Source organism: Anatilimnocola aquadivae, from assembly GCF_049819085.1.
Taxonomy (GTDB): Bacteria; Planctomycetota; Planctomycetia; order Pirellulales; family Pirellulaceae; genus Anatilimnocola.
In genome coordinates this window covers 4,207,789-4,232,903 of record NZ_CP187419.1, presented here as the reverse complement: position 1 = coordinate 4,232,903, position 25,115 = coordinate 4,207,789, and the positions used below count along the sequence as shown (strand labels likewise).

Below are 25,115 nucleotides of genomic sequence, written 5' to 3'. Positions count from 1 at the left end.
TACCAGGGCCTGACGCGGAGCGACGAGGTTAAGAGCGGCACGCTCACAGAGAGCGTGCCGTTTTTTTTTTAACGAGAGCGTCGCTGAAAATTGGCCTCGGCGGCCAACAGACGATTTGAAAGGCCCGGCTTAGGGCCGTTCAAAGTAGGTTGTCCGGCTAGGCTCATGAAGAAGCGATCCAGCGCTTCTTTGCTGGTGCACCGTGTGCCGCCGATCTGAATTGCTTCGAGGATGACGCCCCGGCAACCAGAGTTCGTCCAGCGATAGATGCACGAGATGTGTACAGGTTTGCCAGCGCGGCGGCGCGGTAGCAATGCGGCCGCCTCGGAAAAGGTCAGGATCTGTTCGTCAAGTGAAATCATTAGCGAAGCTCCGCGATGTGTTGCAATGAACAACCAACGCTCGCAATGCTATGAGGCCCTTCAGGGACAAGTCACCGGGGACAAATCAGGGACAACCGGGGACATTTCAAAGATTTTTTTTCCTATCCGAGCATAAGTGCTCAAACGCCTTCGGCAGTTCGTTCAGGGGCGCGTGAAGTGCTCGGCTATTTGTGGACCGTCCAAAATCTTATTCTGAGAGGATTAGGAAGGACGTCAGATACCCCGTGTCAGCGTGAAGAAAGTCAGAGTTCGGCGTACTCTTTCCGAAGAGTTCAAGCAGGAAGCTGTGCAGATGTTGCTCGACGGACATTCGGCAACCTCGGTCGCAGAACGCTTGGCGCTCGCCGGGCCCAATCTCTTGTATTGCTGAAAAAAAGATTTCCTCCGGCAGGCTGGACCCACGGCCCGCACAATGGGCGATCGTGTGGCTCACCTTGAAGATGAACTGCGTCGCGTCGAGCGCGAGCGGGACATCTTAAAATAGGCGTTGGCTATCTTGAGCCGCCAGATGCAGCCTGTACGCCCTCATCGAACAACTCACTCTCCTTGGTCCCTTTCCCTTGAGCGCGTTGTGCGACACCCTCGAAGTCGGCGTCGCCGGATACTGTGCCTGGCTGTCCGAAACTCAGTCCTTACAAGAACAACGAGATCGTGAACTGATGCCCCTGGTTGGCAACATCTTCTGGCAGCACAAGCGCCGCTACGGCCCGCGGCGAATCGCCTACGAACTCAACGTCCTTGGACACGTTGAACGCTTCGCCAAACTGCTGAAATTGCGGTGATTACAGGCCATTCAGCGATCGCCGACATCATTTACTTGCCGCTGTAAGGGAGTAGCATCGCCTATCTCGCTTCCGTGGTTGATCTCTGTTCGCGCCGCGTCGTCGGCTGGGCCATCGACGTGCAGATAACCGAGCTGCTCGTGCGCGACGCATTGCAGCACGCGATCTTATTCACCACAGCGATCGCGGCGGCCAGTACGCCGGTCAAGCCTATCGCGCTGTGCTCCGCCGAGCAGACATCCGTCAAAGAATGAGCCGCGCCGCCAACTGCTACGACAACGCCTTCATGGAATGCTGCTTCGGGACTATCAAGACCAAACTCGAAATGACCGAATACCACAACAACCGCAGTGCCCGCGCGGAAATTACCAGCTACCTCGCCTACAACAATACCGACCGCAGCCACTCCCTTTCGACTACCTCACCCCTGCCGCCTTCGAAGCCCTGCTTACCCAATCCTCTTAACCACAACACTTTCCGAAATTTGCCGAGCAGCTCACGCTCTGGCCTCCCACAGGCCAGTTTGGGAGAGTCGGCTATTCGAATCGTTTTAGCGCCTTCACAACTGTGGCTAGTTTGACCTGATTTGGTCTGTCTAAACAAATTGTTTGTCGCAACTCTCTGCTGCTATTCCATTTATCTCTGATTGCCGCCGGTTTCATTCCATTTTCTTTATTTAGCTTGGTGAAGTACGCATCTCGATCGTAACATGGCTTTCGCCTCTTCTCGGGTGAGTCTTTGAGGATAAGATCTTCACAAACCTCTTCAGACGGTGCCCTCTCGAATTGCCCTTGTGCCCATGCTCGTAGAAACTCTCGTCGAAGCCGTCGAATCAACTGCCTGTGACGTTTGTGATACGCTTCCAGCAGCGGCCAGTGCCACTTGTCCTTTGCAATTTGATCGAACGACTCAGTGAGTAGCTGTTTCTCTTTCAATCGCGTCCATTTTGAATTCGATAGCCCTGAGTAAGGGGCGCTGGATTGTGAGCCAAGATCTACGACGACTGCCTCGGCCAACTCGTAAGCAAATTCGTGATAAGTTGAGGCGCGGAGCACGTCGCAATGGCGATAAAGTGCTTGGTACTTGAGCCTGGGAAGCGGCTGCTCGCTTCCCAATGCAAACCAGCGTATTGCCGCTCCTAAGAGGTCGTGGGCGGAAGTCAGATAGTCCGCTACGTTTCCGAGCAATTCCATCAGGCGGTCGCAAGCTCGCTGGAAATCCTCTGGCGACATGCGGCCGTCGTCATCGTAACGACGAGGCAACACTCGAACCAACTCTGCGGCGGCCCATAGTTGGTCAAGTGAGTTATGAATAAGCGCATAGGGCATGTACAACTCTGCCGGAGCTCGATTCCTGACATCCAAGAACATTGCAGGCCTCGCGTCAATTCTCAGTGGACCGTTTCACGAATCAGCCAATCTGACGCATGATCTCGGTGCCGCGAACCAAATCACGCTCAGCATACACCTGAGTAACGTCCGCCGCGGCGTGCCCAAGCACGATTTGGGCAGCTTCAAGGCCATATAACTTGCGAACTTCGGTAGCGGCGGTGTGGCGGAGTTGATTCGGGCTCCACAGATGAGCAGCTCGCCAGGCATCGCGTTCACGAGACAGTTTTTCTTGGTCAGCGTCCGGCAATCCCTTATCGATTCGCCGTAGTCTGGCTGGCATCGCGAAGGTGGCTTCGCAGGCCCGATGAATAGCCCGACGGTAGCTTGCGGTCGTATAGGACTTCTGCGGAACCCGACGTGGATCTGCGACGCGATTGGTACCCGGGCCGTTTCCACGTCCGCGAGGGGTCACGCGTTGCTCTCGCCGTTCGTTGCGCCGCAAAATCTCGCTCTCGCGCGGCGAGAAGCAATACTCCTCGGGTAGGCGATTCAAGTAAGTTCTCAGGAAGGCCTGGGCCTTGGGACCGATGAAAATCGTTCGCTCTCGGCCATGATGCTCGTTCTTGTGGGAGTGAGGCGTATACCTCCAAACATCACCGGCTCGATCCAGATCGCAAGGACGTAGCCGGCACACGTCTTCAGGTCGGCAACCTGTTAGTCGCTGGACACGCACCATGTCCGCTACGACCGCAGGCAAGTGTGGGAGAGTCCGCTCAACGGTTTCGTCGGTCACCGGCAGAATTGGCGCGGTCTCGCGTGCGCTACTTCGCCCTTTACGCAGCCCCGGAACCTCGCGCAGAGCCTGAACAATTCCACCCGGTACCATTTCCTTGGAGGTGGCCCAGGAGAATGCTCGCACGATTCGAGAAATCTGTTTGTTGATGTGCTTCCGCGACCACTTGCGCGCAATCATGGCCTGCTGAATCGCTTGCAGCTTCAGAGGGCCGAACTCGGCCACCGGCTCTCGGCCGTACATCGATTGCGCCAAAGAGAGTGCGGCCACAATCTGCGTGACTTCATTGGTAATCGCACCATTCTTGCGGTAATACGACTCAGCGAATTGTTTGTACGCGGCGCAGACTTCGACCACGAAAGTCACAATGCCATCCGCCGGATCCGAATGAAGTGCTTGTCTCCCGGAGGCGAGCCATTCGGCGATGCGTCGATCGTACTCCAGGTGGCTAGATTTCGTGCCATAAGGGCCGAGGTAATGATCCCGGCCTCCCAGATTGACGACAGCTTGGCCGGAAGCGCGATGCAGGCGATATTTAGGAATCGCAGTGGCGAGACGGGGCATGGTGCGAACTCCTCCGAATGTTTCACAAAACGGTATGTACCGTTTTGCGCTCTCGGAAAAAGCCGCACTGCCAACCGTTGGCAGGTAACAGCAACTGCTGTTTCAGCAAAGACTTAAGAAAAAGTTGCGGGGGCCGGATTTGAACCGACGACCTCGAGGTTATGAGCCTCGCGAGCTACCGGGCTGCTCCACCCCGCGTTATGTGGTTAGCGAGAGTAAACTGGCGGTTGACCAAGTTCGCTCTCGACTAGATTTCCAAGTTTATCAAGTTTCGGCTGGTAGTCGAGGGGCGGTCCAATCTTTTTGACGAGAATGCCCCAGCAATCTGATCCGATCACATCAAAAACTGCTTACGCAGCCCGACGTTGTGTTTTGCTGCTCTCGCGGGCCAGGCGGTGGATTTCGGTGACGGGCAACTGTTGGAAGACAGTCTTTCCACCGGCTGCCGTTTGTTCACGCAAAACGAGCGTGTCGTTGTGCAGAGTGCGGGGGAAGTACTTCCAGGCACGTTCCAGGTCGACTGCCTGCTGATCGGCCGAGATGATGATCAGGTCGGTGTCGGCCAGACCATTCGCACAGCGAACCATGGCATCGAAGGGGGTGCCGGGTACCAGCTGTACCTTCACTTCCGGTGCGCGAACGGTCGCAAAGGCCTGCTTGAGCGTGAGCCCTTTCTGGCCTGTGGGGCGAGCTTCGAAAAGATCGATGCCCGTGTAGCGCAGCGGCAGATTGCCCTCTTGCCACGCCAGGACTTCGAACAGCCGCGTGGTGCGCGTGCCATCTCCCACGCCCAGTTCAAGCACTGAGCGAATGGTTCGTCCCTTCACGGCCTTGTACAGCGCACGATCGTTCGCGGGCTGGGAGAAGTACAAAAGCCACGTACTGCGGATGATAGCGCCGGCGCTCAACGTCGCATTCCTTTGCGGCGAAACAGGTTTCGGGCGGATACGGTTGTTTTCGGCAGCTGGCGGCAGCGAATTCACTCGCTGGACATTCGCCCGCACTGCCCCGCGCCGAGCCGCAAACTTTAGCAGGCAAATTTCAAGCTGTAGCGATTGTGCGGCCTAGGCTCATTGACGGCCCGGTAACTTGCGCCGCCTTTATCACCTGTCCGGACGTGGTGAAAAGAGATCATGCGTCACGGACCAGACTAGTCACGACTCTTCACAGAATCCCTGCGTAGAGACTGACCTATAGTTTTGCGAAGGCAGCCACAGGGACGTGTTGGCTGCGAATTTATCACCCCTCGTGCCCGGATCCGGGAAAGACAGCTGCTCCCCATGTGCGGCCTGCCCCAGCGACACTCCCTGTCGTCAAGGCTGGCCACACGCTCGCAGTTGTCTTCGCTTGCTGGCTAAGAATGCCAGCGGAGCGAACTCCCGGCCGGAAAGACCTTTTCGGCGCGAGCGAGCATAGATGACACGTCCCACGTTGCAGGACGACCGTAAGGTCGCCTTTGAATCATTTGAAGACCGCCTGGCTCTCACTGCGCAAGCGCTCAGTGACCTGGCCGACGAATGGCGCAATACGCCCATCGAAACGATGGCGTCCGGCGTGTCGTCGACTGCCGAAGGTCATGGCTGGGCCGAGATCGCCTACGCGCGCAATCAGATGGGCCTGCGCGGCGATGGTCAAACGGTTGCTGTCATCGACAGCGGTATTGCCTACGACCACATCGCCCTCGGTGGCGGTTTAGGCGCTGCCTATAAAGTAGTCGGCGGCTGGGACTTTGCCGAGAACGACGCTAACCCTTACGACGATGGCCCCGCGGGCTTTCACGGCACGCATGTTTCCGGCATCATCGGCAGCAGCGACAAGAAGTACATGGGCGTGGCACCCGATGTCGACCTTGTCGCCTTGCGGGTGTTCGATGACAACGGCGGCGGTACGCTGGCACGTGTTGAACAAGCGCTGCGCTGGGTTCACGACAATCGACACACATTTGCCAACCCCATTACCACCGTCAATCTCTCGCTCGGAACTGCTTGGAATAGTTCGAACCTGCCCGACTGGGCCGTACTCGAAGATGAATTCAAGATGCTCGAAGAAGACGGCATCTTCATCGCTGTCGCTGCGGGCAATTCGTTCGCGACGTACAAAGCGGCCGGTTTGAGCTACCCCGCTGCCAGCCAGTATGTGGTGCCGGTCGCGAGCATTGGCACTAGCGGGCAATTCAGTTCGTTCAGCCAGCGCAGCGATCGAGTGCTCGCAGCGCCAGGCGAGAAGATCATGAGCACGTTGCCGGACCATTTTTATGGCGGCGATGGCGTCAAGAACGATATGGGGGCAACTTCCGGAACGAGTATGGCGGCCCCTTATGTCGCCGGCGCGAGCGTGTTGCTGCGCGAAGCAATGACCGCGATGGGGCGGACCAATGTTACGCAGGACGTGCTCTACGACTGGCTGAAAAATACTGCCGATACGCTCTATGATTCAGTCACCAATGCCAGCTACAGCAAGCTGAATTTGCAACGAGCCCTCGATACGCTCGTCGGCGCTGATGAATTTGGTTCGACAGCCGCCGATGCGACTTCCATCGGCAATTTGACCAGCACGATCACGGTCAGCGGAACGATTGGCAAGGTCAGCGACAGCGACTTCTTCCGCTTTACCGCTGGCGCAACAGGTCAAGTCACCTTCACGCTCGATACGCTGGGTAACCTCGACGGCAAATGGCAAACTCCCGATGGCGGCACCGTCAACGGCAACACCGTGACGATGAACGTCGTAGCGGGTCAGGCGTATCGACTGGGCCTGGGCACCAGCGACGGCATTGGCAAGTTCACGATCGTGGCCGCACTGAGTGGCTCCAATCCCGAGACGCCACCTCCGCCCACGACTCCCAATCCACCGACCACGCCGCAGCCTCCGGTCACTCCCCCAAGCATCAGCGGTAACTGGGGAACGGCCAGCAGCAATCAAATAAATAACCTGAATCTGCAATCGGCTAATAACTTCTACCAGGTGACCGCTGGTCGCACCGGCACCTTAACGGTCGAAGCGCTCTTCAACGGCAAAGCAGGGAACATCGATCTCGAAGTTTACGATTCGCAGAATCGCCTCGTCGGTAGCAGCAAAGGAGCTGGCTCGAGCGAGCGCGTCGATATCAATGTCACGGCTGGCAATGTCTATTACGTTCGCGCTATCGGCACGAATCGTGACGTTGATTTTCGCGTCACCAACCTTGTGACGGTAAGCGGGACCCAAGTCGATGTCGGCGGCACGACCGCTCGGGATCTCTACAGTTGGACGCACACCGGTGCGCAGCAACAGCTGTCGGTCAACGGCGTCACTTACACCTTCGCTGCGAACAGCCAGGTAAACATTCAAGCAGGCGGTGGTAACGACTCCCTCACGCTTGTGAGTGGTGCCGGGGCCGACAATATTACGACGCGACCAGGCAGCGTGGAACTCATCGGCAGTACGTACCGCGTTGACGGACTAGGCATCGAACAAATCAACGTACGCGGTGACCTGAATGACCGCGTCACGATGTACGATTCGGCTGGGCTCGATTTTCTGGAATCGACCGCAGGCTGGGTGGGTCTCGCCGGTAACGGGCATCAAGCGCGCGTCGACGGAATTCGCAATGTGACCGTCGTCTCACAAGGGGGCGGCGATGTCGGCCGCATCACCGGCACCAAGGGGAATGATCGCTTCACGGTTGAGCAGGGGACCCGCACCTTCGCCAATAGTGCTCTCAATCTGCGAACAGAAAACTTTGCGACGGTTGCCTTCTTCGGTCAAGGTGGCACCGATACGGTGGAAATCAACGGCATGAATAGCACCGACTTGCTCTATGGCCGCCGCGGCATCGGCCGCTACACCGCTGCCAATTACAAGACCGAGTTCTCCAACATCGACGAGGTATTGGCCCAAGCTCGCGCGGGGCAATCGCTCAAGAGCGATGTGCGAACGGTGGATTATCTGTTCCGAAAGTTGTCGAACGGCTAATTGATGGCGCTGTTGCGACAGGCAATGTGACGCGGCGATGCCGGGCTATTGGCAGCGCCGCGCCGCACACTACGACGTTCTTGCGCCAGGCTCTTGGTGCTGACGCTACTCGCCATTTTTGCGGTGAGATGCGCAACTGCTAGGCATTTCATCGCTTCGGCCTGCGTTTTCTGCTCAGGGGTGAATCATTCGCGGTAGATAAAACCGCAAGCTTGTCAGGCGATTCATTTCTGTGGCTGCATAGATAATGTTCAAGCGATTATTCTGACCTGCTACAGAAAGGCGGATTGCGATGAGAAAGATTTATTTAATCGCCATGCTTCTTTTGTTTGGAAGTGCGCAAAGCTCCGAAGGCGCAATTCAGTTGGAGGAAGACACTCCGGTCAATTGGATTTTCCAGCCCGTCGACAATGGTGCTGGAGGGAATTTCAATGCTCAGGATTTTGAGTATTTTCTCGACAACGATGCGGCACCTGCTGGCTGGACTTACGTCGATGGAAATCCGTCGTATCCCGACTTTAGCTACCTGCTAGGAGGAAACACGTCGGTCAGCGATGTCCTGACGAGCGCTTACAAAGGGAACAACAATGGCTCGGAAGAGGGCGGCTTTGCGGGCTCTTACTCGACCAGTTTCTTTTCTGCCAATGAGTACGCGACGATTAGTTACACAGCAGGCGACGCAATCCAGCGGCAGCACATGTTCTTGATCGTCAAGGATGGAAATTCGCGCCCCAACCTCTACGTTTATGACCTGAACTCACTTGGTTGGGATGGAATGGAGGCGATCAACATTGGAAGTGCCGACCACTTCTTGTTTGGAGAGAATGGTTCCATTTCGCACGCAGACATTATCGTCGGCGGCGGGCTTCCAGAATTGACAAACACGCCTACTCCTGAACCCGCAACCATGGTGATTTGGGGGGCGGGAATGGCGGGGTTAGCACTTGCCGGAATGCGACGAGCGCGGCGAAAGTTGGCGGCTTCGTAGCCGTGGATTGATCTGCAGGCCGCATTGGCAGCCTGCTTACGAATGGAACCCTTGCAGCACTTCTTGCGCGGCGGTGACCGTGGCTTGAATATCGGCGGGAGTGTGAGCCGCCGAGATGAACAGCGCCTCGTACTGACTGCAGGGCATGTAGTGGCCGCGATTCAGCAGGCCCCAGAAGTAGCGGGCAAAGCGAGTGGTGTCGCTTTGGCTGGCGGTGTCCCAGTCGGTGGGTGTGACATCGTTGAAGAATAGCGTGAGCATGCTGCCGACGCGTGTGAGCGAAGCGGGGATGTTCGCCGACTTTGCCGCGGCGAGCAGACCATCGCCCAGTTGTTGGCCGAGCGTTTCCAAGTATTCGTACGGAGGCTGATCGCGCAATTGCTTGAGCGTGGCGATGCCCGCTGCCGTGGCGAGAGGATTGCCGCTGAGCGTGCCCGCTTGAAACACTTTGCCGGCCGGCAGCACATGCTGCATGATCTCTTTCCGGCCGCCATAAGCGCCAATCGGCATGCCGCCGCCCACGATCTTGCCGAGCGTGGTCAGGTCGGGCGTGAAGTCCAGCAACTGCTGCGCGCCGCCGCTGGCGACGCGAAAGCCCGTCATCACTTCGTCGCAGATCATCAGCGCGCCGTGTTTCCACGTCAGCTCGCGCATGGTCTGCAAAAACTCAGCGGTGGGAATGACGGTTCCCATGTTACCGACGATGGGCTCAAAAATTACGCCGGCAATCGTCGATCCATGCTCGGCAAATATCTCTTCCAGGTTCGCAGCATCGTTGTAGCGGCAAATGATCGTGTCTTTAGTCGTCCCCGCGGTCACGCCGGGTGAATTCGGCACACCGAGAGTTGCCGCCGAGCTTCCTGCTGCCACCAGCAGGCTATCGACGTGGCCATGATAGTTGCCAGCGAACTTGATAATCCGATCGCGACCCGTGAAGCCTCGCGCCAGCCGGATGGCGCTCATCGTGGCCTCGGTGCCGGAACTGACCAGGCGGACCATTTCGATCGATGGCACCATTTCGATGATTAATTCGCACAGTTCGTTTTCGCCCGGCGACGGCGCGCCAAAGCTGAAGGCCTTCTCAACCGCTGCTCGCACCGCTGCGACCACCGCCGGATGCTGATGCCCTAGAATCATCGGCCCCCACGAACCGATGTAATCGGTGTATTGATTCCCATCGACGTCAAACAGATAGGCTCCACTCGCCCGCTCGAACACCACCGGTTCACCACCGACAGCCCCAAAGGCCCGCGCGGGGCTATTCACACCCCCGGGCATCAGTTCTTTCGCACGCGTAAAAATGGCATGGCTCTGGGGGCGTTGCATGATGAATGTCCAAGAAAAAGCCGGCAATTGTTGAGTAAAAATGTAGCGATGGGAGGGCAATAAATGGTGGCTTGCTTCGAAGTAAGCAGGTACAAATGTGCCTGACACGTCAAGTCTGCAACGGAAGCGTCGGCTCGACAAGCCGGCATCCCTAGCCGTAGCGATGGCCAGGGGAAGCACAAGATTTTACGAAAGTGGCCCGTCATGCTCTCCCATGATTCGGCTTCGCGCCGCAATTCGGCGCGCGGCTTTACGCTGGTCGAACTGCTGGTCGTCATTGCAATTATCGGCGTGCTTGTCGCGCTCCTTTTGCCGGCCGTTCAGGCTGCTCGCGAAGCTGCTCGCCGGATGTCTTGCAGCAACAACCTGAAGCAACATGCTCTCGGCTTGCACAACTACCACGATACCCATCTCAAGCTACCTTATGCTGCCTCTCACTGGGGGCACGGCGGCTGGCTGAAGATGACGCTGCCGTATATCGAGCAGCGTGGTCTGTGGGAGAAATGGCAAGAAGGAACCGTTTACTCCTCGCAACCGAACTTGGACCTGTGCCGCGTGAAGATTAAGGCTCACGTTTGCCCGAGCGACAATCAGACGTTCTCGACTTGGAACGGCGGTGGTCAGCGGATGGCCAACATGAATTACGCGGTCAATCTCGGCAATACAACGCCTTACCGAGTCTCGCCCTTCAATGGCGTCACGTTTCAGGAAGCGCCGTTTCACTACGAAGAGGCTCAGACCACAAACGCGATGGTCACCTTCTCGTTCGCGGGGATCACCGATGGCACCAGCAACACGCTGATGCTCGCCGAGATTCGTCAGGGGCAACGTCCATCGAGCGGTAACCAAACCGATCTACGCGGCCTGCAGTGGTACGGACATCACACGGGTATCACGACTCACAATGCTCCAAATACCAAAGTGCCAGATTACGTGCAAACGAACTGGTGCCCCGATCCCACCGGCGCGGCGGCGATTGGAATGCCCTGCGCTACCGAGTCTGGCCAGGCCTCTGGTTCGACTCCCAAGAATCTGTCGGCCCGCAGCAATCATCCGGCGGGAGTGATGACGGCTTTCTGCGATGGCTCTGTGCAATTTGTGACCAACAGCATCGATCTGACCACCTGGCGAAATCAAGGAGCCTCGCAAGATGGCAATCCGTAAGCAAATCGTGTCGCTCGCCTGCTGGATGTTCGTGCTGGCTTGCGCGCTCGGTTGCTCAAACGAGGAGCGGCGATACAGCGTGACCGGAACGGTAAAGTTTCAGGGTCAGCCTGTGAACAACGGACAGATCCTATTCGCCGCCGATGATTCGGGCGACGCGGGAGTCGGCAAGATCGAAAACGGTAAGTATTCGCTGCAAACCACGGCTGGCGAGAAGACCGTCCGCATTTCCGCCACGCAAGAGACCGGCCGCTTTACGGAAGGGGGCATGGGAGCCAAGGTTCCGGAACTGATCGATATCATTCCGCCCAAGTACAACACCGCCAGCGGCGAGAAGCGTAAAGTCGAAGCCAAAAATGGGCAGACGATCGACTTTGATCTGCAGTAGCAGGCCGTTACTTCTGCAACCTGCCTTCTCACTTCCCGCCCCTCGCCTCTCGTGGCTCGTCTCTCTAAACTGTGGGCAATTCAATCTCCTTGTCCACGTTCACGAGATGACCCCTCATGGCTGCGCCCGACCTGACTGCCACTCTTGCTCAACTCGATGCTGCGGCCACGGCCGGAAAAATCACGCCGGCAGCGGTTGCCAATGTTCGCACGTGGCTGACGGAACCTCGCTACAGCGACTATGCCGCCGAAACGGCTCGCCATGTTACCGAAGGGAAGTGGAAAGAACTGGATGATGCGTTTTGGACGATCATTCCGTTCGGCACCGGCGGCCGTCGCGGAAAGATGTATCCGATTGGCTGCAACGTCATCAACGATCGGACGATCGGCGAAAGTGCACAAGGCTTGGCGACGTATGTCCTCGAGCAGAATTTGCCCGCTGGCTCGCTCTCGTGCGCGATTGCCTACGATACGCGGCACAATAGTCGCCGTTTCGCCGAATTGTGCGCTAGCATCATGGTGGCCAACGGCTTCAAGGTCTATTTTCTCGATGACTACCGCAGCACGCCCGAGTTGTCGTTCCTGGTGCGCTACAAAAAGTGCTCGTGCGGCATCATGGTCACCGCCAGCCATAACCCGCCTAGCGACAATGCGGTGAAGGTTTACTGGTCGAGCGGCGCGCAGGTGATTCCGCCGCACGACAAGGCAATTGTCGACCGCGTGATGAACACGGGGGAGATCAAAAAGACCGACTTCGAGGCTGCGGTCGCCGCCGGCAATGTCATCTTCTGCAAGGAAGAGGTCGACCAGGCTTTCTATACGAACGTGCTGACGCAGCGGACGCCTGGGCCGCGCAATCTGAAAATCATCTACTCGCCATTGCATGGCGTGGGTGAATCGGCTGTGATGCCGGTGCTGCTTGGCGATGGCTTTAGCGATGTCGAGGTTTACGCGCCGCACCGCGAGCAAAGTGGCGACTTTCCGAATGTGCCCGGGCATGTATCGAACCCCGAGAATGTGGAAGTCTTCGACGCCATCATCTCGCGCGCCTATGCCAACGGTGCCGAATTGATTCTGGCCACCGACCCTGACTGCGATCGCATGGGCTGTGCTGCTCCGGTTAAGCGCGACCTGAAGGGAGACTCAACCAAGGGTCCGTGGGCGACGTTTACCGGGAATCAACTGGGGGTGTTGCTCGCTGACTATGTGTGCGAGTCTCGCAAAAAGAACGGCGGCCTGACGAAGGACAATTTCCTCGTGTCGACGCTGGTTACCACGCAGATGATTCGCCGCATTGGCGATTCGTACGGCGTGACGACGTACAACAACCTGCACGTGGGCTTTAAGTGGATCGCGCAGCAAATGGATGCCTCGGGTCCCGATAAGTTCCTGTTTGGCACGGAAGAATCGCACGGCTTTCTCATCGGCCAGTATGTGCGCGACAAGGATGGTGCCGCCGCCTGCATGCTGATGGCGGAACTAGCAGCGGTGTGCAAGGAACAGAAGAAGACCGTACACGAGAAACTCGACTCGCTTTACTGGCAGCATGGCTACCACGGCGAACGCGTGCTCAACGTGACGATGCCCGGCTCGGCTGGCATGGCGGCGATGCTCTCGCTGATGAGCAACTTTCGCACGGCTCCGCCTACCTCGCTCGGAGGCCTGAAGGTCACTGCCGTACGCGACTACAAGAACCTCACCACCACCAAGCCGGGCGGCCAACCCACCAAGCTCGATGCTCCGCCGGCCGACATGGTCATCCTCGACCTGGCCGAAGAAGGGAACTACGTCGCCGTTCGCCCTAGCGGCACCGAGCCCAAGGTGAAGTTCTACATGTTCACCTATACCCCCGCCGAACAGCTCTCCGACCTCGATCGGACCAAGCAAGAGATGTCCGAACGGATGCAGGCCTTTGAGGTCGACCTGAAGGCCTTTGCGGCGAAGGTGTAAGCCGCCGTCGACGTAAATCGCGCATTAGTATTTTCAGGGGGGCGTTCAACAATGGGCGGCAATTGATTATAAGGACTGCGTTTTTTCTTGAGTTTGGCGAGCGCAGCCTTCTATCAATTCGATGTCTGGTTGAACAAGTTGGTTCAAACGAGAACTGCGTGCGGCGAAGTTACGTCGCTTCGTGATGCTCGGCCGGAGGGGCAGAGACAGCGGCGGGGGCGCGGCCACGCGAGCGGAAATCGGCGAGCCACTGGATGACGTAGAAGAAGACGGGGGTCAGGAAGATGCCGAACAGCGTGACGCCGAGCATACCGGCGAACACCGCGGTGCCGAGCGTGCGACGCATTTCGGCGCCGGCCCCTTGGCCGAGAACGAGTGGCACGACGCCGAAGATGAAGGCGAGGGATGTCATGATGATGGGGCGGAGGCGGAGGCGGCAAGCTTCGAGCGTGGCGGTGTAGGTATCGTCACCCGCTTCGTAACGAGCGCGGGCGAACTCGACGATCAGGATCGCGTTCTTGCATGCCAGTCCCACGAGCACTACAAAGCCAATCTGGGTGAAGATGTTGATGTCCATGCCGGCAATGATGACGCCCAAGATGGAACAGAGGAGACACATCGGCACGACGAGGATCACGGCGAGCGGGAGCGTCCAGCTTTCGTACTGCGCGGCGAGGACGAGGAAGACGAGGACCACCGCGAGGATGAAGGCGAAGGTCGCGGTGCTGCCGGCATCGAGTTGCAGCAAGGCGAGTTCGGTCCACTCGGGCTTCATCGATTGCACGAGATTGTCGCGGGCAATCTTTTCGAGCGCGGCGATTGCCTGGCCCGAGCTGGCTCCGGGAGCCGCATCGGCGTTGATCGTTGCCGAGGGGTAGAGGTTGTAGCGGTTGAGCATCACCGGTCCACTGACGGGCACGATCTTGGCAAAACTGCTGAGCGGGACCATCTTCCCGCGTTCGCTCTTTACGTAGAGCTTGCCGAGGTCGCTGGGTTGCATGCGATGCTGAGCATCGGCCTGGACGTTCACCTGCCAGGTGCGGCCGAAGCGGTTGAAGTCGTTGATGTAGAGCGTGCCCAGGTTCATCTGCAGCATGTTGAAGACGCTGGCCATGGAGACACCCATGGTCTCGGCAGCATCGCGGTCGATATCGAGATACTGCCAGGTCGTGTCCGCGCGAAAGCTGGTGAAGAGCTTGTCGAGGCCTGGCGTGCGCGAGCCTTCATCCACGATCTGCTGACTCGCGTTCTGCAAGGCAGCGAGGCCATTGCCGCCGCGATCTTCAATGACGATCTTGAACCCGCCCGCAGTGCCCAGACCATCAATGGGAGGAGCACCGACGACGTTCACCACTGCGTCGTTCTCACGCCTGGCGTACAAGTTCTGGAGCTGGGCGGCAATGTCATTCGCCGATTGATTGTGACCGACACGATGATGAAAGTCTTCGAGCATCACATAGATCGAACCGAAGTTGGGCGAACCTGCGCCCAGCAGGATCGATTGCCCGGCAATGGCAACGGTGTGGTTCACGCCAGGAATTTCGGCAGACAGTTTCTCGAGGTTCGCCAGCACGGCGCTGGTGCGCTCGAGCGAAGCCGAGTCTGGCAAGCGAACATTGACTAGCAAGTAGCCCTTGTCTTGGGAAGGGATGAACCCGGTCGGAGTATCTTGGAATACGCGATAGGTGACGAAGAGCAAGCCGCCGTAAATGAGCAGCACGATCACGCTGCCGCGCAAGAGCCAGCCGACCGATGCTACGTAACCCTCAGTGAGCCAGTTGAAGCCGACATTAAAGACCTTGAAGAACCAACTAAGGAAACGGTTGATGGCGTGGGCCGCGAACCAGACGATGACCATCGTGGGAAGGACTACGGCCAGCCAGGCGAGCCAACTGGTACTGAGGGGCCAACCGACGAGCCAGTTGCCAAGCAGACGTTCGGCATAGGGCCCGAGGAACTCTCCCGCAGCCCAAGCGGCAACCGCGATCAGGCCGACGCGAGGAAGGGCTTCGCCATGCCCGCTCGACTTGGGCTTAAGCAAGAGCACCGCGAGAGCCGGGCTGAGCGTGAGGCTGTTGAAAGCCGAGATCACCGTTGAAATGGCGATCGTCAGAGCGAACTGCCGAAAGAACTGCCCGACAATGCCAGAAATGAAAGCACACGGGATGAACACCGCCGTAAGCACCAGGCCCACCGCGATGACCGGCCCGGAGACCTGTTCCATGGCCTTGATGGCTGCATCCCGGGGTGCCAGACCACGCTCGATATGGTGCTCGACCGCCTCGACCACCACGATGGCATCGTCGACCACAATGCCCACAGCAAGCACGAGCCCGAAGAGGGTGAGCGTATTCAAGCTGAAACCTACGGCGACCATCGCGGCGAATGTGCCAATGATGGCGACCGGCACAGCAACCAGCGGAATGATGGCCGCGCGCCAGCCTTGGAGAAAGACGAGCACGACGAGAGCCACCAGGATCACCGCATCGCGGAGTGCCGTGAAGACCTCGTTGACTGATTCCTGAATGAACGGCGTGGTGTCGTAGACGATGTCGTACGTCACGCCCGCGGGAAATCGCTCCTTGAGCTCGTCCATCTTCGCGCGCACTTGGCGCGCGGTCTCGAGCGCGTTCGAGCCCGGCAGCTGATAGATCGAAAGAGCTACCGAGGGCTGACCATCAAGGGTGCAGATCTGGTCGTAGGCAAGTGCGCCTAATTCGGTGCGGGCCACATCGCGGAGGCGGACAACGCGGCCCCCGGATTCTGTGCGAATGATCATATCGCCAAAATCTTCGGCCTCTGCCAGCCGGCCGAGCGTGGTCATGGTGTATTGAAAGGCCTGACCGGTTGGTGCGGGCGGCTGACCGACTTGGCCCGCGGCGACCTGGGTATTCTGCTGCTCGATGGCATGGACCACATCGGCAGCATCGAGATTGCGGACCGCGAGACGCTCGGGATCGAGCCAAACACGCATGCTGTAGTCGCGCTGGCCCATGAACGAGATATCGCCCACGCCCGGCAAGCGGGAGAGTTCGTCACGCAGCTGAATGGTGGCATAGTTGCTGAGGTAGAGATTGTCGCGGCTCTTGTCCGGCGAGGAGAGGTTGATGATCATCAACGTGCTGGGGGACTTCTTCTTCACCGTCACACCGCGGCGTTTCACCAGGTCCGGCAAAATGGGTTGCGCGAGGGCAACGCGGTTCTGCACCAGCACCTGCGCGAGATTGAGATCGGAGCCGGGGCGAAACGTCACCGTCAGCGAGTAGACTCCGTCGTTGGTTGACTGCGACGACATGTAAAGCATGCCTTCGACGCCGTTCACTTGCTGCTCGATGGGTGAGGCCACCGTATCGGCAACGACCTGGGCATTTGCACCGGGATAGACCGTTGAGACTTCGACCGTCGGCGGAGTGATCTCGGGATACTGTGTCACCGGCAAGGCAAACACGGCGATACCACCGGCCAGCGTCACGACGATGGAAAGCACCGTCGCGAAGATGGGTCGGTCGATGAAGAAGCGGGAAAACATGGAGTATAACCTGGGCAAGCTTATTGTGGTTTGTCGTTGTTCGGCGACTTGGCAAAGGCCTTCGTGGCCCAAGACTTCAAGCCACGGCGAAGTGGTTCCATCCGCAAAATTGCCAGCGCCTGGGCGCTGAGGCGCGGCAACCAGCCTTGCGAGAAGAGCTGCCATTCCGCGAAGTGCTCGATCACGAAAAAGAAGACTGGCGTGAGGACGATGCCGAATAAGGTCACGCCGAGCATGCCGCTGAAGACCGCAGTACCGAGCGCGCGACGCATTTCTGCACCGGCACCTTCGGCGATGACGAGCGGCAGCACGCCGAGGATGAACGCGAACGAAGTCATCAAAATCGGACGCAGCCGCAAGCTGCAGGCTTCGAGTGTGGCCGTGCGAATGTCTACGCCGGCATTCACGCGGGCTTTGGCGAACTCGACGATCAGGATCGCATTCTTGCACGCGAGACCAATGAGCACCACGAAGCCAATTTGCGTAAAGATGTTGATGTCCATCTTGGCGAACCAAACGCCAGCGATTGAACACAACACGCACATCGGCACGACGAGAATCACTGCGAGTGGCAGTGCCCAACTTTCGTACAGAGCGGCCAGCACCAGGAACACAAAGACGACGGAGAAGGCAAACACGATCAAACCAGTGTTCGAGCTGTTCCGCTCCATGAAAGCCAATTCGGTCCATTCGAACGACATCGAACTGGGAAGCTGCGCTTTGGCCAGGTTCTCGAAGGCGAGGTTTGCTTGGCCCGAGCTGAATCCAGGTGCAACAGTTCCTTGGATAGCCGCTGCGGGATACATGTTGTAGCGAGTCAGCACCAGCGGATTGCTGGTTGGGTTCACAGCGGCCAAAGTTCCCATGGGGACCATCTGGCCGCGATTGTTGCGAACCATCAACTTTTTGACGTCTTCGACTTCATCGCGAAACTTGGCGTCGGCCTGCACGACGACTTGCCAGGTGCGACCGAAGCGGTTGAAGTCGTTGACGTACCGGGAGCCTAGATAGGCCTGTAACGTGCCGAACACATCGTTTAAAGCTACGCCTTGCGTCAGGCAGGCGTCGCGATTGACATCGACGAACAGCTGCGGCGAATTGGCCTTGTAAACCGTGAAGAGACCAGTGAGCCCAGGCGTTTTATTGCCCAACGCGACTAGATTGTCCGTTTGCACCTGAAGCGTATCCAGGCCAACTTCGCCGCGATCTTCGACCATTAGTTTGAAGCCGCCGCCGCGTCCAAGCCCCGATACAGCCGGCGGCGGAAAGACATTCACCAGGGCTTCGGGCACTTCCGTGGAGTAGCGATCCTTGAGCGTCTTGAGAATCTGGTCGCCACTCATTCCCGGGTGATGCCGCTCGCTGAAGTTCTTCAAGATGATGAACATCGAACCGAAATTCGAGCCATAGGCGCTGAGCAAGAAGGAGTTGCCGGCCACTGAGTTGACGTTTTTCACGCCCGGCGTCTCGAGGGCGATCTTCTCAATCTGCGCAATTACCTCGCGCGTGCGCTCGGCTGAGGCAGAGTCGGGCAATTGCACACTCGCGACGAGATAGCCCTTGTCTTGCGACGGAATGAACCCTGTCGGCAGGCTGTTGAAACCGTAGTAGGTCAAGAAGAGCAGACCGCCGTACACTGCCAGGACGATGGTCGGGACTCGCAGCATTTTGCCGACGGTCCAGGTATAGCCGGTCGTCGAGCGCTTCATGCCTAGGTTAAAAATCCAAAAGAGCCAACCGAGCGTGATATCGAGGAAGCAGGTCAGCGGGTCGCGTTTGCCGCCTTTCGGTCGCAGCAACATGGCAGCAAGGGCGGGGCTCAGCGTGAGTGAATTGAAAGTGGAGATGATCGTTGAAATGGCGATGGTCAGAGCGAATTGCCGGAAGAACTGCCCCACGATGCCGGAAATGAATGCGCAGGGAATGAACACGGCGGCGAGCACACAGCCCACGGCTATCACCGGGCTCGAAACTTCTTCCATGGCACGAATCGCCGCTTCACGCGGGGCAAGGCCATGCTCGATATGATGTTCGACGGCTTCGACGACTACGATCGCATCGTCGACGACGATACCAATCGCGAGCACCAAGCCGAAGAGGGTCAAGTTGTTCAAGCTAAAGCCCACGACGTACATGGCGGCAAAAGTGCCGACAATTGCCACGGGGACCGCGAGCAGCGGAATGATCGCCGCGCGCCAGCCTTGCAAAAAGAGGAGCACGACGACAGCGACCAGCAGCACCGCATCGCGCAGGGACTTGAACACCTCTTCGACCGATTCGCGAATGAAGGGGGTCGTGTCGTAGCCCACTTCGTATTCGCAACCTTCGGGAAAATCGACCGATAGCTCGGCCATCTTGGCCTTAATCATGTCCGCCGTTTCAAGGGCATTCGCATCGGGCAACTGAAAGATCGCGAGACCTACGGTGGGCTTCTGATCGAAGCGATTGGAAACGTCGTAGCTGCGGGCAGCGAGTTCGACTCGCCCGACATCGCGGATGCGAACCTTCCGGCCGAGATCATCGGAATGGATGATGATGTTCTCGAACTGCTCGGGCTCTTCCAAGCGGCCTAGCACGGTGAGCGGATACTGATTGACCTGACCGTCGAGCGCTGGGGGCTGGCCAATTTGTCCGAGAGCAACCTGGGTATTCTGCGAACGAACCGCCGTGAGCACATCGTTGATGGCCAGTTTGCGAGCAGCCAGTTTATCGGGGTCGACCCAAATCCGCATGCTGTAGTCGCGCTGACCGAACACGATGATGTCGCTAATGCCTGGCAAGCGACTCAACTCGTCCTTCACGTGCAAGACCGCATAGTTGCTTAGATACAACTGGTCGTAACGCAGATCGGGTGAATGCAAACTGACGGTGAGCAGAATGTCGGGCGAGCGCTTACGGGTAACGACGCCCGTCTGTCTCACCACGTCCGGCAATTGCGGTAGCGCGAGGCTGAGGCGATTCTGTACGAGCACCTGCGCCAGATTTAGATCCATGCCCGGCTTGAAGGTAACCGTGAGGGTGTACGAGCCATCGCTGGTGCTCTGCGAGGCCATGTAGAGCATGTTCTCGACGCCGTTAACCTGCTGCTCGATGGGTGAGGCAACGGTTTGGGCAACGACGGCGGCGCTCGCACCAGGATAGTTGCAGTCGACCTGAACTGTCGGCGGAGTGACGGGCGGATACTGCGCAACGGGCAGCTGAAAAACTGCGATGCCGCCCGCGAGCGTGATCAAGATGGAGAGCACCGCCGCGAAGATCGGCCGATCGATAAAGAATCGGCAAAGCACGATGTCGTTCCTAGTGCCGCTGCTGTGCGGGGCCGGTGGACTTAGGGGCAGGAGATGCGCTGGTGGAACTCGATTTTGAAGTCGGTTGGCTCGGGGTTGCCTGGCTCTCTTGAACTGACTTGTCCGAAACCAAAGTTACCTTGGCGTCTGGTTCTTGCTCTCTGGCAACTTCCGTCGAAACATCCTTGCCGGTCACTTCTGCCTTTGGGCGAATACGCTGCAAGCCATTCACCACCACGCGATCGCCAAGTTGCACTCCCTTCTCAATGACCCGTTGCCCTTTATCGAGCACGCCGATGGTCACCGGGCGATATTCAATTTTGTTCTCATCGTTGATGACATACACAAACCGTTGACCCTGGTCCGTTCCCAGAGCTTGCTCCTGTACGAGCAGTGCTTCGTGAGGATCACCGACGGGGAAACGAATTCGCACAAACAGCCCCGGCGACAGCAGGCCGCTCTTGTTGTGAATCGTGGCGCGCACTCGCAACGTGCCGGTGTTGGGATCGAGTTGATTATCCAAAAAGTCGATTTCCCCCTCGTGGGTAAAATCGTCCTCGTCCGCGAGCGAGATTTGAACCTTCAGCTTCTTCTCATCGGCGGCGATCATTTCGCCTTTGTTGATCAAACGGCGAAACTTCAGAACCGTGCGCTCGTTAACATCGAAATAGGCGTAGATGGGATCTAGCGACACCACCGTAGAGAGCACCGTGTCGTCAGCCTTCACTAGGTTACCGGGATCAACTTGCCGGTTACTGATGGTGCCGTCGATGGGCGACGTGATTCGCGTGTACGTGAGATCGAGTTCGGCCAGCGCTTTCTGAGCCTCGGCCGAACTCACCGCAGCTTCTGCTTCGGAACGCTGAAAACCGAGCTTCTCTGCTTCTTCCGAAGGAATGGCATTTCGCTTCAGCAGTGTATTGGCTCGTTCGTCCTGACTGCGGATGTTGTCGCGGCGCGAGTTCGCTTGATCGAGCATCGCCTTCGCATTGTCTGCCGTGGCTTTGTAGGAACGGCTGTCGATGACAAATAGCAAGTCACCTTTCTTGACAATGGCCCCATCTTCGAACTTCACCTCGTCCAGGTAGCCGCTGACGCGAGAGCGAATTGCGACGGTCGATTTTGCCACCAAATGTCCAGTGAACTCTTCGAACTCGGTAACGGTTCGAGAGACAGGCGTAGCGAAGTCGACTTCCGGAAGTGCCTTTTTCTCCGCCTCCTTCGTTTGCGGACTGCAGCCAGCAAACGCTGCAAATGCGGCAAGAACAGGCAGGCCCCAAACGATACGAGTTGAAGGTTTTCGCAACATAGGCGACTGAATCCGGTGGGCAACAAGGAAGGGCGACGCAATGACTGACTAGTCAGTCATACGATCGTCAGGTAGATTATAGATACCGGGCAAGGCTTTGCAATTGAGCTTGGACGCGACCTATTGGATTCCTACCGAGCAGCGGAAGAGATCTAACAGACTCTCGCTCGAATTTACTGGCCACCCGTCACCAGACGCGACAGAATGTCCGGGGTCACACCAAAAGGAGGGGCAAGTCCTATGCCTCTGAAGGTCTCCACAATTCGCAAGCCCGAAGAAGGGCGGGAAACGCGTCGCTGCGCGATTATTGCTACGGCAGCGAAGCTGTTTGCCGAACTCGGATATTCCAGCTGCGAAATGGATCGGCTGGCCGCGAAATTGAAGATCGCGAAGGGGACACTTTATCTCTACTTCACCAGCAAGGAAGAGTTGTTCTGCGCGTGCGTCGACGACGGCATGCAGCGGTTACAGATTAGCCTGAAAGCAGCCGCGGATGGTGAGCAAGATCCGCTGGAGAAGATCGCGGCGGGGATCTTCGCCTATCTAAAGTTTTTTGACGAGCACTCGCACTACGCCGAGTTGCTGATTCAAGAGCGAGCGATCTTTCGCGATCGGAAGCGACCAAGTTACTTCGAACATCGCGACTCGAATCGTGGCACTTGGCGCGAGCTCTATCGCGACCTGATTGCCGCGGAGCGGATTCGTGGCGATCTGCCCATCGAGCGAATCATGGATACGGTGGGGAACTTGCTCTATGGTTCGATGTTCACGAACCACTTCATCGGCAAGTCAACGACGCTGGCCGATCAGTTTCAAGCGATCTGGCAGATCGTGATGGCCGGCCTGATGACACCGAGCGAGCGCGCCGCGAGTACCAAGAAGCCTCGCGGCCGAAAGTAGAATGCTCGGTGCTTGTTATTTCCGCAGCGTGCTGTCGCACGGGGGACAAGGGTTCCCTGGAAACACGCAAACGGGCGGTTTGCGGCAATAGATTCCGCAGCACCAGGCGGCGCACGGCGGTGTGAAGCACGGGGACGGCTTGCGGCAATAGCTATCGCAAGTCGTATCAAACCCGCAATACGGCGCACACGGCGCCGGCTTGCACGTATGCGGCGAGAAGAAGCAGCGATAGTCAGGCCACCAGTTGCAGTTCACCGCCGGTGCAGGCTGCAGTTCTGGCAACGGTTGAATGTCCGGTGCCAGCTTCACAATGCTCTGACCAGCCGGTGGATCTGCATGAGCCAATCGACCGCCGCTCAGCTGCACACTCGCCAGGGCGAGCAGCAGCAAGAGCGGGCTGAAAAAACGTACCATACGCATTACGAAAATCCTCGTGGGGGGAAGGATCGGTCCGGTTACTCTTTGTCAGGCACGGGCAGGATGTCCGCCGGAATCACACCATTGCCTTGCAGCGGAGCGGCTTGCTCTTGCGGGCGATCTTGGCGAGGCGGCAGCATGACCGGAGCGTCCGGGTCTTGCAGACGCAATTCCCAGCCACCACCGAGAGCGCGATAAAGCCGTACCAGGTTGGCAGCGATGTTGCCTTCGGCCAGAGCGAGTTGATCTTGCTGTTGCACCAGGAAGAGCTCGGCGACGAACACACGACCGAAGTCGGCACGACCACCCTTGTACAACTCGTTGATCAAATCGCGAGACTCAACCGCCGCATCGACACCGACTCGCAAGATACGAGCCTGCTGTTGCGAGTTGAGGAAGCCGATAAGGGCATCTTCTGCTTCGCGGTTGGCATTGAGCACGGTGGATTGGTACTCGGTGACTCGCTGCATGAAGAGGGCTTCTTCAGCGTTCGTCGCATTCCAGATCCGGCCGTAGTTAAGCAAGTTCCAGCTGAACGAAGGACCCACGTTGCCACCCACGGCGTCACCCGTGAACAAGCGATTGAATTCAGTCGCTTGCACAAACAGTGTGCCGTTAAGCGTGAAGGCGGGGTAGAGGGCCGCTTCGGTGATACCAATGCGCTCGCTCTGCGCGGCGGCGATTCGCTCCGAACGACGCACGTCAGGACGACGGCGAAGCAGATCGACAGGAACTCCAATCGCAATTTGTGGAGGAGCTACGGGAATGACCGTGGTTTCTCCCAGCAACTGGCTGAGGTCTTGCGGCGGCATGCCCATCAGAATGCACAGGCGGTTCTCGGCCTGACGCAACTGAGCTTGCAGTACAGGAATCGTGGCTTCGGTCTGCGAGACGTTGGTGACGGCTTGGGCAACGTCAAGACCGCTCGCGGCACCTTCTTCTTTTTTGATCTTCGCCAGGTTCAACGAACCAACTTGCGACTGCACGTTCGCTTGGGCGTACCGAATACGCTGCTGAGCGACACGAATTTCCACATACGTTTCCGCGACATCGCCCAGCAACACCACGAGCACATCGTCGTAGTTTTCCACCGTCGAGTCGAGTTCCGCATCGGCCGAAATTACCGCCCGGCGATAGCGTCCCCAGAAATCTAGTTCCCACGAGAACTGGCCACCGGTTTGGTAAACGTCGAACGCACGTTGCACGCCTGGCAGACCGCCACCACCGCCCGCCGTGATGCCCGATGCCACGCTGATTTGCTGACGGCGATAGGAGCCGAAAACGGTTTGCGATTGCGGGAAGAGGTTACCGTGAGCCACCGCTCGGCGAGCACGAGCTTCTTCGATTCGGAAGCCCGCGGTTCGCAGCGTAAGGTTCTGCTGATGAGCTCTCTGAACGAGCAACTCCAGGTGCGGATCGCGGAAAACTCGCCACCAGTCCCAGTAGGCCTGTTGCTGGGTGATCAGTTCGCCATTGCGATAGTCGATCCACATTTCCGATACCGGCGCGGCCGGCGTGCGGTAGTTGGGACCAACCTTAAAGCCGTTGTTAAAGTACTCCATTGGGCCCGTACGGCAGCCCGTAGTAAGTGCCAGCAACATGGCTAGCGCGGCCGTTACAATCGTTAATCTCGAGCTCATCGGCAGCAGCTGCTGATTGCTCGTTTGCTCTGCACGCTTATGGCCAAACATCGTTCGCCTCCCTGCGTTCAACGAAACGGTTATACCCAGATTATCGGCCACGGCAGGTGCTAAAACGCGGGTTGCAACGCCTTTGCTCGCAATGCCGAGAAATTGTCGGTCGCACAATCGTTACGATCCGTGGCACCAGAACTCACACCGTTTGGTAAACCTTGCGGCTGATGCGGCGCGTACGGTGGACCGGTCTGCGAACGGCCGCATTCTGCGCGAAAAAGACTCGAGTGAGGTGCTAAAGAGGATGCGCGCCGCTGAGAGAAGCTGCCCCCTCTTCAACACCAAAGAGGGGCAGCAATGACTGAAGTGAACTAGCGCGAGTCGCACGGAGAGATATCACGTGCGAGGACACAAGCA

18 protein-coding genes, 1 tRNA gene and 1 pseudogene are annotated in these 25,115 nt (G+C 57.9%); 8 read left to right on the top strand and 12 right to left on the bottom strand.

Going from position 1 to position 25,115, the window contains the following annotated elements; genetic code table 11:
* Positions 1-68: 68 nt before the first annotated feature.
* On the bottom strand, positions 69-362 hold the full coding sequence (locus NA78x_RS16790; RefSeq protein WP_425613523.1) for a DUF1580 domain-containing protein: 294 nt from the start codon (positions 360-362) through the stop codon (positions 69-71).
* Positions 363-943: 581 nt separating this feature from the next.
* On the opposite strand from NA78x_RS16790, the gene NA78x_RS16785 reads away from it, so the two are divergent.
* On the top strand, positions 944-1,165 hold the full coding sequence (locus NA78x_RS16785) for a hypothetical protein (protein WP_425613522.1): 222 nt from the start codon (positions 944-946) through the stop codon (positions 1,163-1,165).
* Between the two features lie 74 nt (positions 1,166-1,239).
* Positions 1,240-1,419 carry a hypothetical protein gene (locus NA78x_RS16780; protein WP_425613521.1) on the top strand — a complete coding sequence of 60 codons (180 nt, stop codon included), beginning with the start codon at positions 1,240-1,242 and terminating at the stop codon, positions 1,417-1,419.
* Positions 1,420-1,701: 282 nt separating this feature from the next.
* Here NA78x_RS16780 and NA78x_RS16775 read toward each other — a convergent pair whose 3' ends face one another.
* The 4 genes from NA78x_RS16775 to NA78x_RS16760 form a co-directional block, all read right to left on the bottom strand.
* Positions 1,702-2,493, bottom strand: a complete 792-nt coding sequence (locus tag NA78x_RS16775; protein WP_425613520.1) for a hypothetical protein — start codon at positions 2,491-2,493, stop codon at positions 1,702-1,704.
* 82 nt (positions 2,494-2,575) lie between these two features.
* The gene (locus NA78x_RS16770) at positions 2,576-3,853 is read right to left on the bottom strand and encodes a tyrosine-type recombinase/integrase (RefSeq protein ID WP_425613519.1); all 1,278 of its coding nucleotides are present in this window, start codon (positions 3,851-3,853) and stop codon (positions 2,576-2,578) included.
* Positions 3,854-3,977: 124 nt separating this feature from the next.
* Positions 3,978-4,051, bottom strand: a tRNA-Met gene (locus tag NA78x_RS16765).
* A 152-nt stretch (positions 4,052-4,203) separates the two neighbouring features.
* Positions 4,204-4,761, bottom strand: coding sequence for a hypothetical protein (locus NA78x_RS16760; RefSeq protein ID WP_425613518.1), 558 nt, complete (start codon positions 4,759-4,761; stop codon positions 4,204-4,206).
* Positions 4,762-5,269: 508 nt separating this feature from the next.
* Here NA78x_RS16760 and NA78x_RS16755 point away from each other — a divergent pair.
* The gene (locus NA78x_RS16755; protein WP_425613517.1) at positions 5,270-7,807 is read left to right on the top strand and encodes a S8 family serine peptidase; all 2,538 of its coding nucleotides are present in this window, start codon (positions 5,270-5,272) and stop codon (positions 7,805-7,807) included.
* Here NA78x_RS16755 and NA78x_RS16750 read toward each other — a convergent pair.
* Complete coding sequence (locus NA78x_RS16750) at positions 7,804-7,959, bottom strand: hypothetical protein (protein WP_425613516.1); 156 nt, start codon at positions 7,957-7,959, stop codon at positions 7,804-7,806. The genes NA78x_RS16755 and NA78x_RS16750 overlap by 4 nt on opposite strands.
* Positions 7,960-8,099: 140 nt before the next feature.
* Here NA78x_RS16750 and NA78x_RS16745 point away from each other — a divergent pair, with 140 nt between their 5' ends.
* Positions 8,100-8,795 carry a PEP-CTERM sorting domain-containing protein gene (locus NA78x_RS16745; RefSeq protein WP_425613515.1) on the top strand — a complete coding sequence of 232 codons (696 nt, stop codon included), beginning with the start codon at positions 8,100-8,102 and terminating at the stop codon, positions 8,793-8,795.
* 36 nt (positions 8,796-8,831) lie between these two features.
* On the opposite strand, the gene hemL is transcribed toward NA78x_RS16745, so the two are convergent.
* The gene (hemL, locus tag NA78x_RS16740; protein ID WP_425613514.1) at positions 8,832-10,121 is read right to left on the bottom strand and encodes a glutamate-1-semialdehyde 2,1-aminomutase; all 1,290 of its coding nucleotides are present in this window, start codon (positions 10,119-10,121) and stop codon (positions 8,832-8,834) included.
* 204 nt (positions 10,122-10,325) lie between these two features.
* On the opposite strand from hemL, the gene NA78x_RS16735 reads away from it, so the two are divergent.
* From NA78x_RS16735 to NA78x_RS16725, 3 genes are all read left to right on the top strand, one after another.
* On the top strand, positions 10,326-11,285 hold the full coding sequence (locus NA78x_RS16735; protein WP_425613513.1) for a DUF1559 domain-containing protein: 960 nt from the start codon (positions 10,326-10,328) through the stop codon (positions 11,283-11,285).
* Positions 11,272-11,673 carry a hypothetical protein gene (locus NA78x_RS16730; RefSeq protein ID WP_425613512.1) on the top strand — a complete coding sequence of 134 codons (402 nt, stop codon included), beginning with the start codon at positions 11,272-11,274 and terminating at the stop codon, positions 11,671-11,673. Before NA78x_RS16735 ends, NA78x_RS16730 begins: the two co-directional genes overlap by 14 nt.
* Positions 11,674-11,789: 116 nt before the next feature.
* The gene (locus tag NA78x_RS16725; RefSeq protein WP_425613511.1) at positions 11,790-13,622 is read left to right on the top strand and encodes a phospho-sugar mutase; all 1,833 of its coding nucleotides are present in this window, start codon (positions 11,790-11,792) and stop codon (positions 13,620-13,622) included.
* A gap of 169 nt (positions 13,623-13,791) precedes the next feature.
* Here the strand turns inward: NA78x_RS16725 and NA78x_RS16720 are convergent, their stop codons facing one another.
* From NA78x_RS16720 to NA78x_RS16710, 3 genes and pseudogenes are all read right to left on the bottom strand, one after another.
* The gene (locus NA78x_RS16720; protein ID WP_425613510.1) at positions 13,792-17,151 is read right to left on the bottom strand and encodes an efflux RND transporter permease subunit; all 3,360 of its coding nucleotides are present in this window, start codon (positions 17,149-17,151) and stop codon (positions 13,792-13,794) included.
* 131 nt (positions 17,152-17,282) lie between these two features.
* A pseudogene (locus NA78x_RS16715) lies at positions 17,283-20,441 on the bottom strand (efflux RND transporter permease subunit); the annotation flags it as partial.
* Positions 20,442-20,448: 7 nt separating this feature from the next.
* Entirely contained in the window at positions 20,449-21,747 is a 1,299-nt protein-coding gene (locus NA78x_RS16710) for an efflux RND transporter periplasmic adaptor subunit (protein ID WP_425613509.1), read from the bottom strand.
* Between the two features lie 240 nt (positions 21,748-21,987).
* Here NA78x_RS16710 and NA78x_RS16705 point away from each other — a divergent pair, with 240 nt between their 5' ends.
* Positions 21,988-22,647 (top strand): TetR/AcrR family transcriptional regulator, encoded by a 660-nt coding sequence (locus tag NA78x_RS16705; protein ID WP_425613508.1) that lies wholly within the window; start codon positions 21,988-21,990, stop codon positions 22,645-22,647.
* A gap of 15 nt (positions 22,648-22,662) precedes the next feature.
* On the opposite strand, the gene NA78x_RS16700 is transcribed toward NA78x_RS16705, so the two are convergent.
* The gene (locus NA78x_RS16700; RefSeq protein WP_425613507.1) at positions 22,663-23,067 is read right to left on the bottom strand and encodes a hypothetical protein; all 405 of its coding nucleotides are present in this window, start codon (positions 23,065-23,067) and stop codon (positions 22,663-22,665) included.
* 35 nt (positions 23,068-23,102) lie between these two features.
* A complete protein-coding gene (locus NA78x_RS16695; protein WP_425613506.1) occupies positions 23,103-24,704 on the bottom strand; it encodes an efflux transporter outer membrane subunit in 1,602 nt (533 codons plus the stop codon).
* Positions 24,705-25,115: the final 411 nt, after the last annotated feature.

Bases quoted from the DNA above. Each gene is read 5' to 3' on its own strand.
- NA78x_RS16790 (WP_425613523.1), bottom strand. From the start codon at position 362: ATGATTTCACTTGACGAACAGATCCTGACCTTTTCCGAGGCGGCCGCA.
- NA78x_RS16775 (WP_425613520.1), bottom strand. From the start codon at position 2,493: ATGCCCTATGCGCTTATTCATAACTCACTTGACCAACTATGGGCCGCC.
- NA78x_RS16770 (WP_425613519.1), bottom strand. From the start codon at position 3,853: ATGCCCCGTCTCGCCACTGCGATTCCTAAATATCGCCTGCATCGCGCT.
- NA78x_RS16755 (WP_425613517.1), top strand. From the start codon at position 5,270: ATGACACGTCCCACGTTGCAGGACGACCGTAAGGTCGCCTTTGAATCA.
- NA78x_RS16750 (WP_425613516.1), bottom strand. From the start codon at position 7,959: ATGAAATGCCTAGCAGTTGCGCATCTCACCGCAAAAATGGCGAGTAGC.
- NA78x_RS16745 (WP_425613515.1), top strand. From the start codon at position 8,100: ATGAGAAAGATTTATTTAATCGCCATGCTTCTTTTGTTTGGAAGTGCG.
- hemL (WP_425613514.1), bottom strand. From the start codon at position 10,121: ATGCAACGCCCCCAGAGCCATGCCATTTTTACGCGTGCGAAAGAACTG.
- NA78x_RS16735 (WP_425613513.1), top strand. From the start codon at position 10,326: ATGCTCTCCCATGATTCGGCTTCGCGCCGCAATTCGGCGCGCGGCTTT.
- NA78x_RS16730 (WP_425613512.1), top strand. From the start codon at position 11,272: ATGGCAATCCGTAAGCAAATCGTGTCGCTCGCCTGCTGGATGTTCGTG.
- NA78x_RS16725 (WP_425613511.1), top strand. From the start codon at position 11,790: ATGGCTGCGCCCGACCTGACTGCCACTCTTGCTCAACTCGATGCTGCG.
- NA78x_RS16720 (WP_425613510.1), bottom strand. From the start codon at position 17,151: ATGTTTTCCCGCTTCTTCATCGACCGACCCATCTTCGCGACGGTGCTT.
- NA78x_RS16710 (WP_425613509.1), bottom strand. From the start codon at position 21,747: ATGTTGCGAAAACCTTCAACTCGTATCGTTTGGGGCCTGCCTGTTCTT.
- NA78x_RS16705 (WP_425613508.1), top strand. From the start codon at position 21,988: ATGCCTCTGAAGGTCTCCACAATTCGCAAGCCCGAAGAAGGGCGGGAA.
- NA78x_RS16700 (WP_425613507.1), bottom strand. From the start codon at position 23,067: ATGCGTATGGTACGTTTTTTCAGCCCGCTCTTGCTGCTGCTCGCCCTG.
- NA78x_RS16695 (WP_425613506.1), bottom strand. From the start codon at position 24,704: ATGAGCTCGAGATTAACGATTGTAACGGCCGCGCTAGCCATGTTGCTG.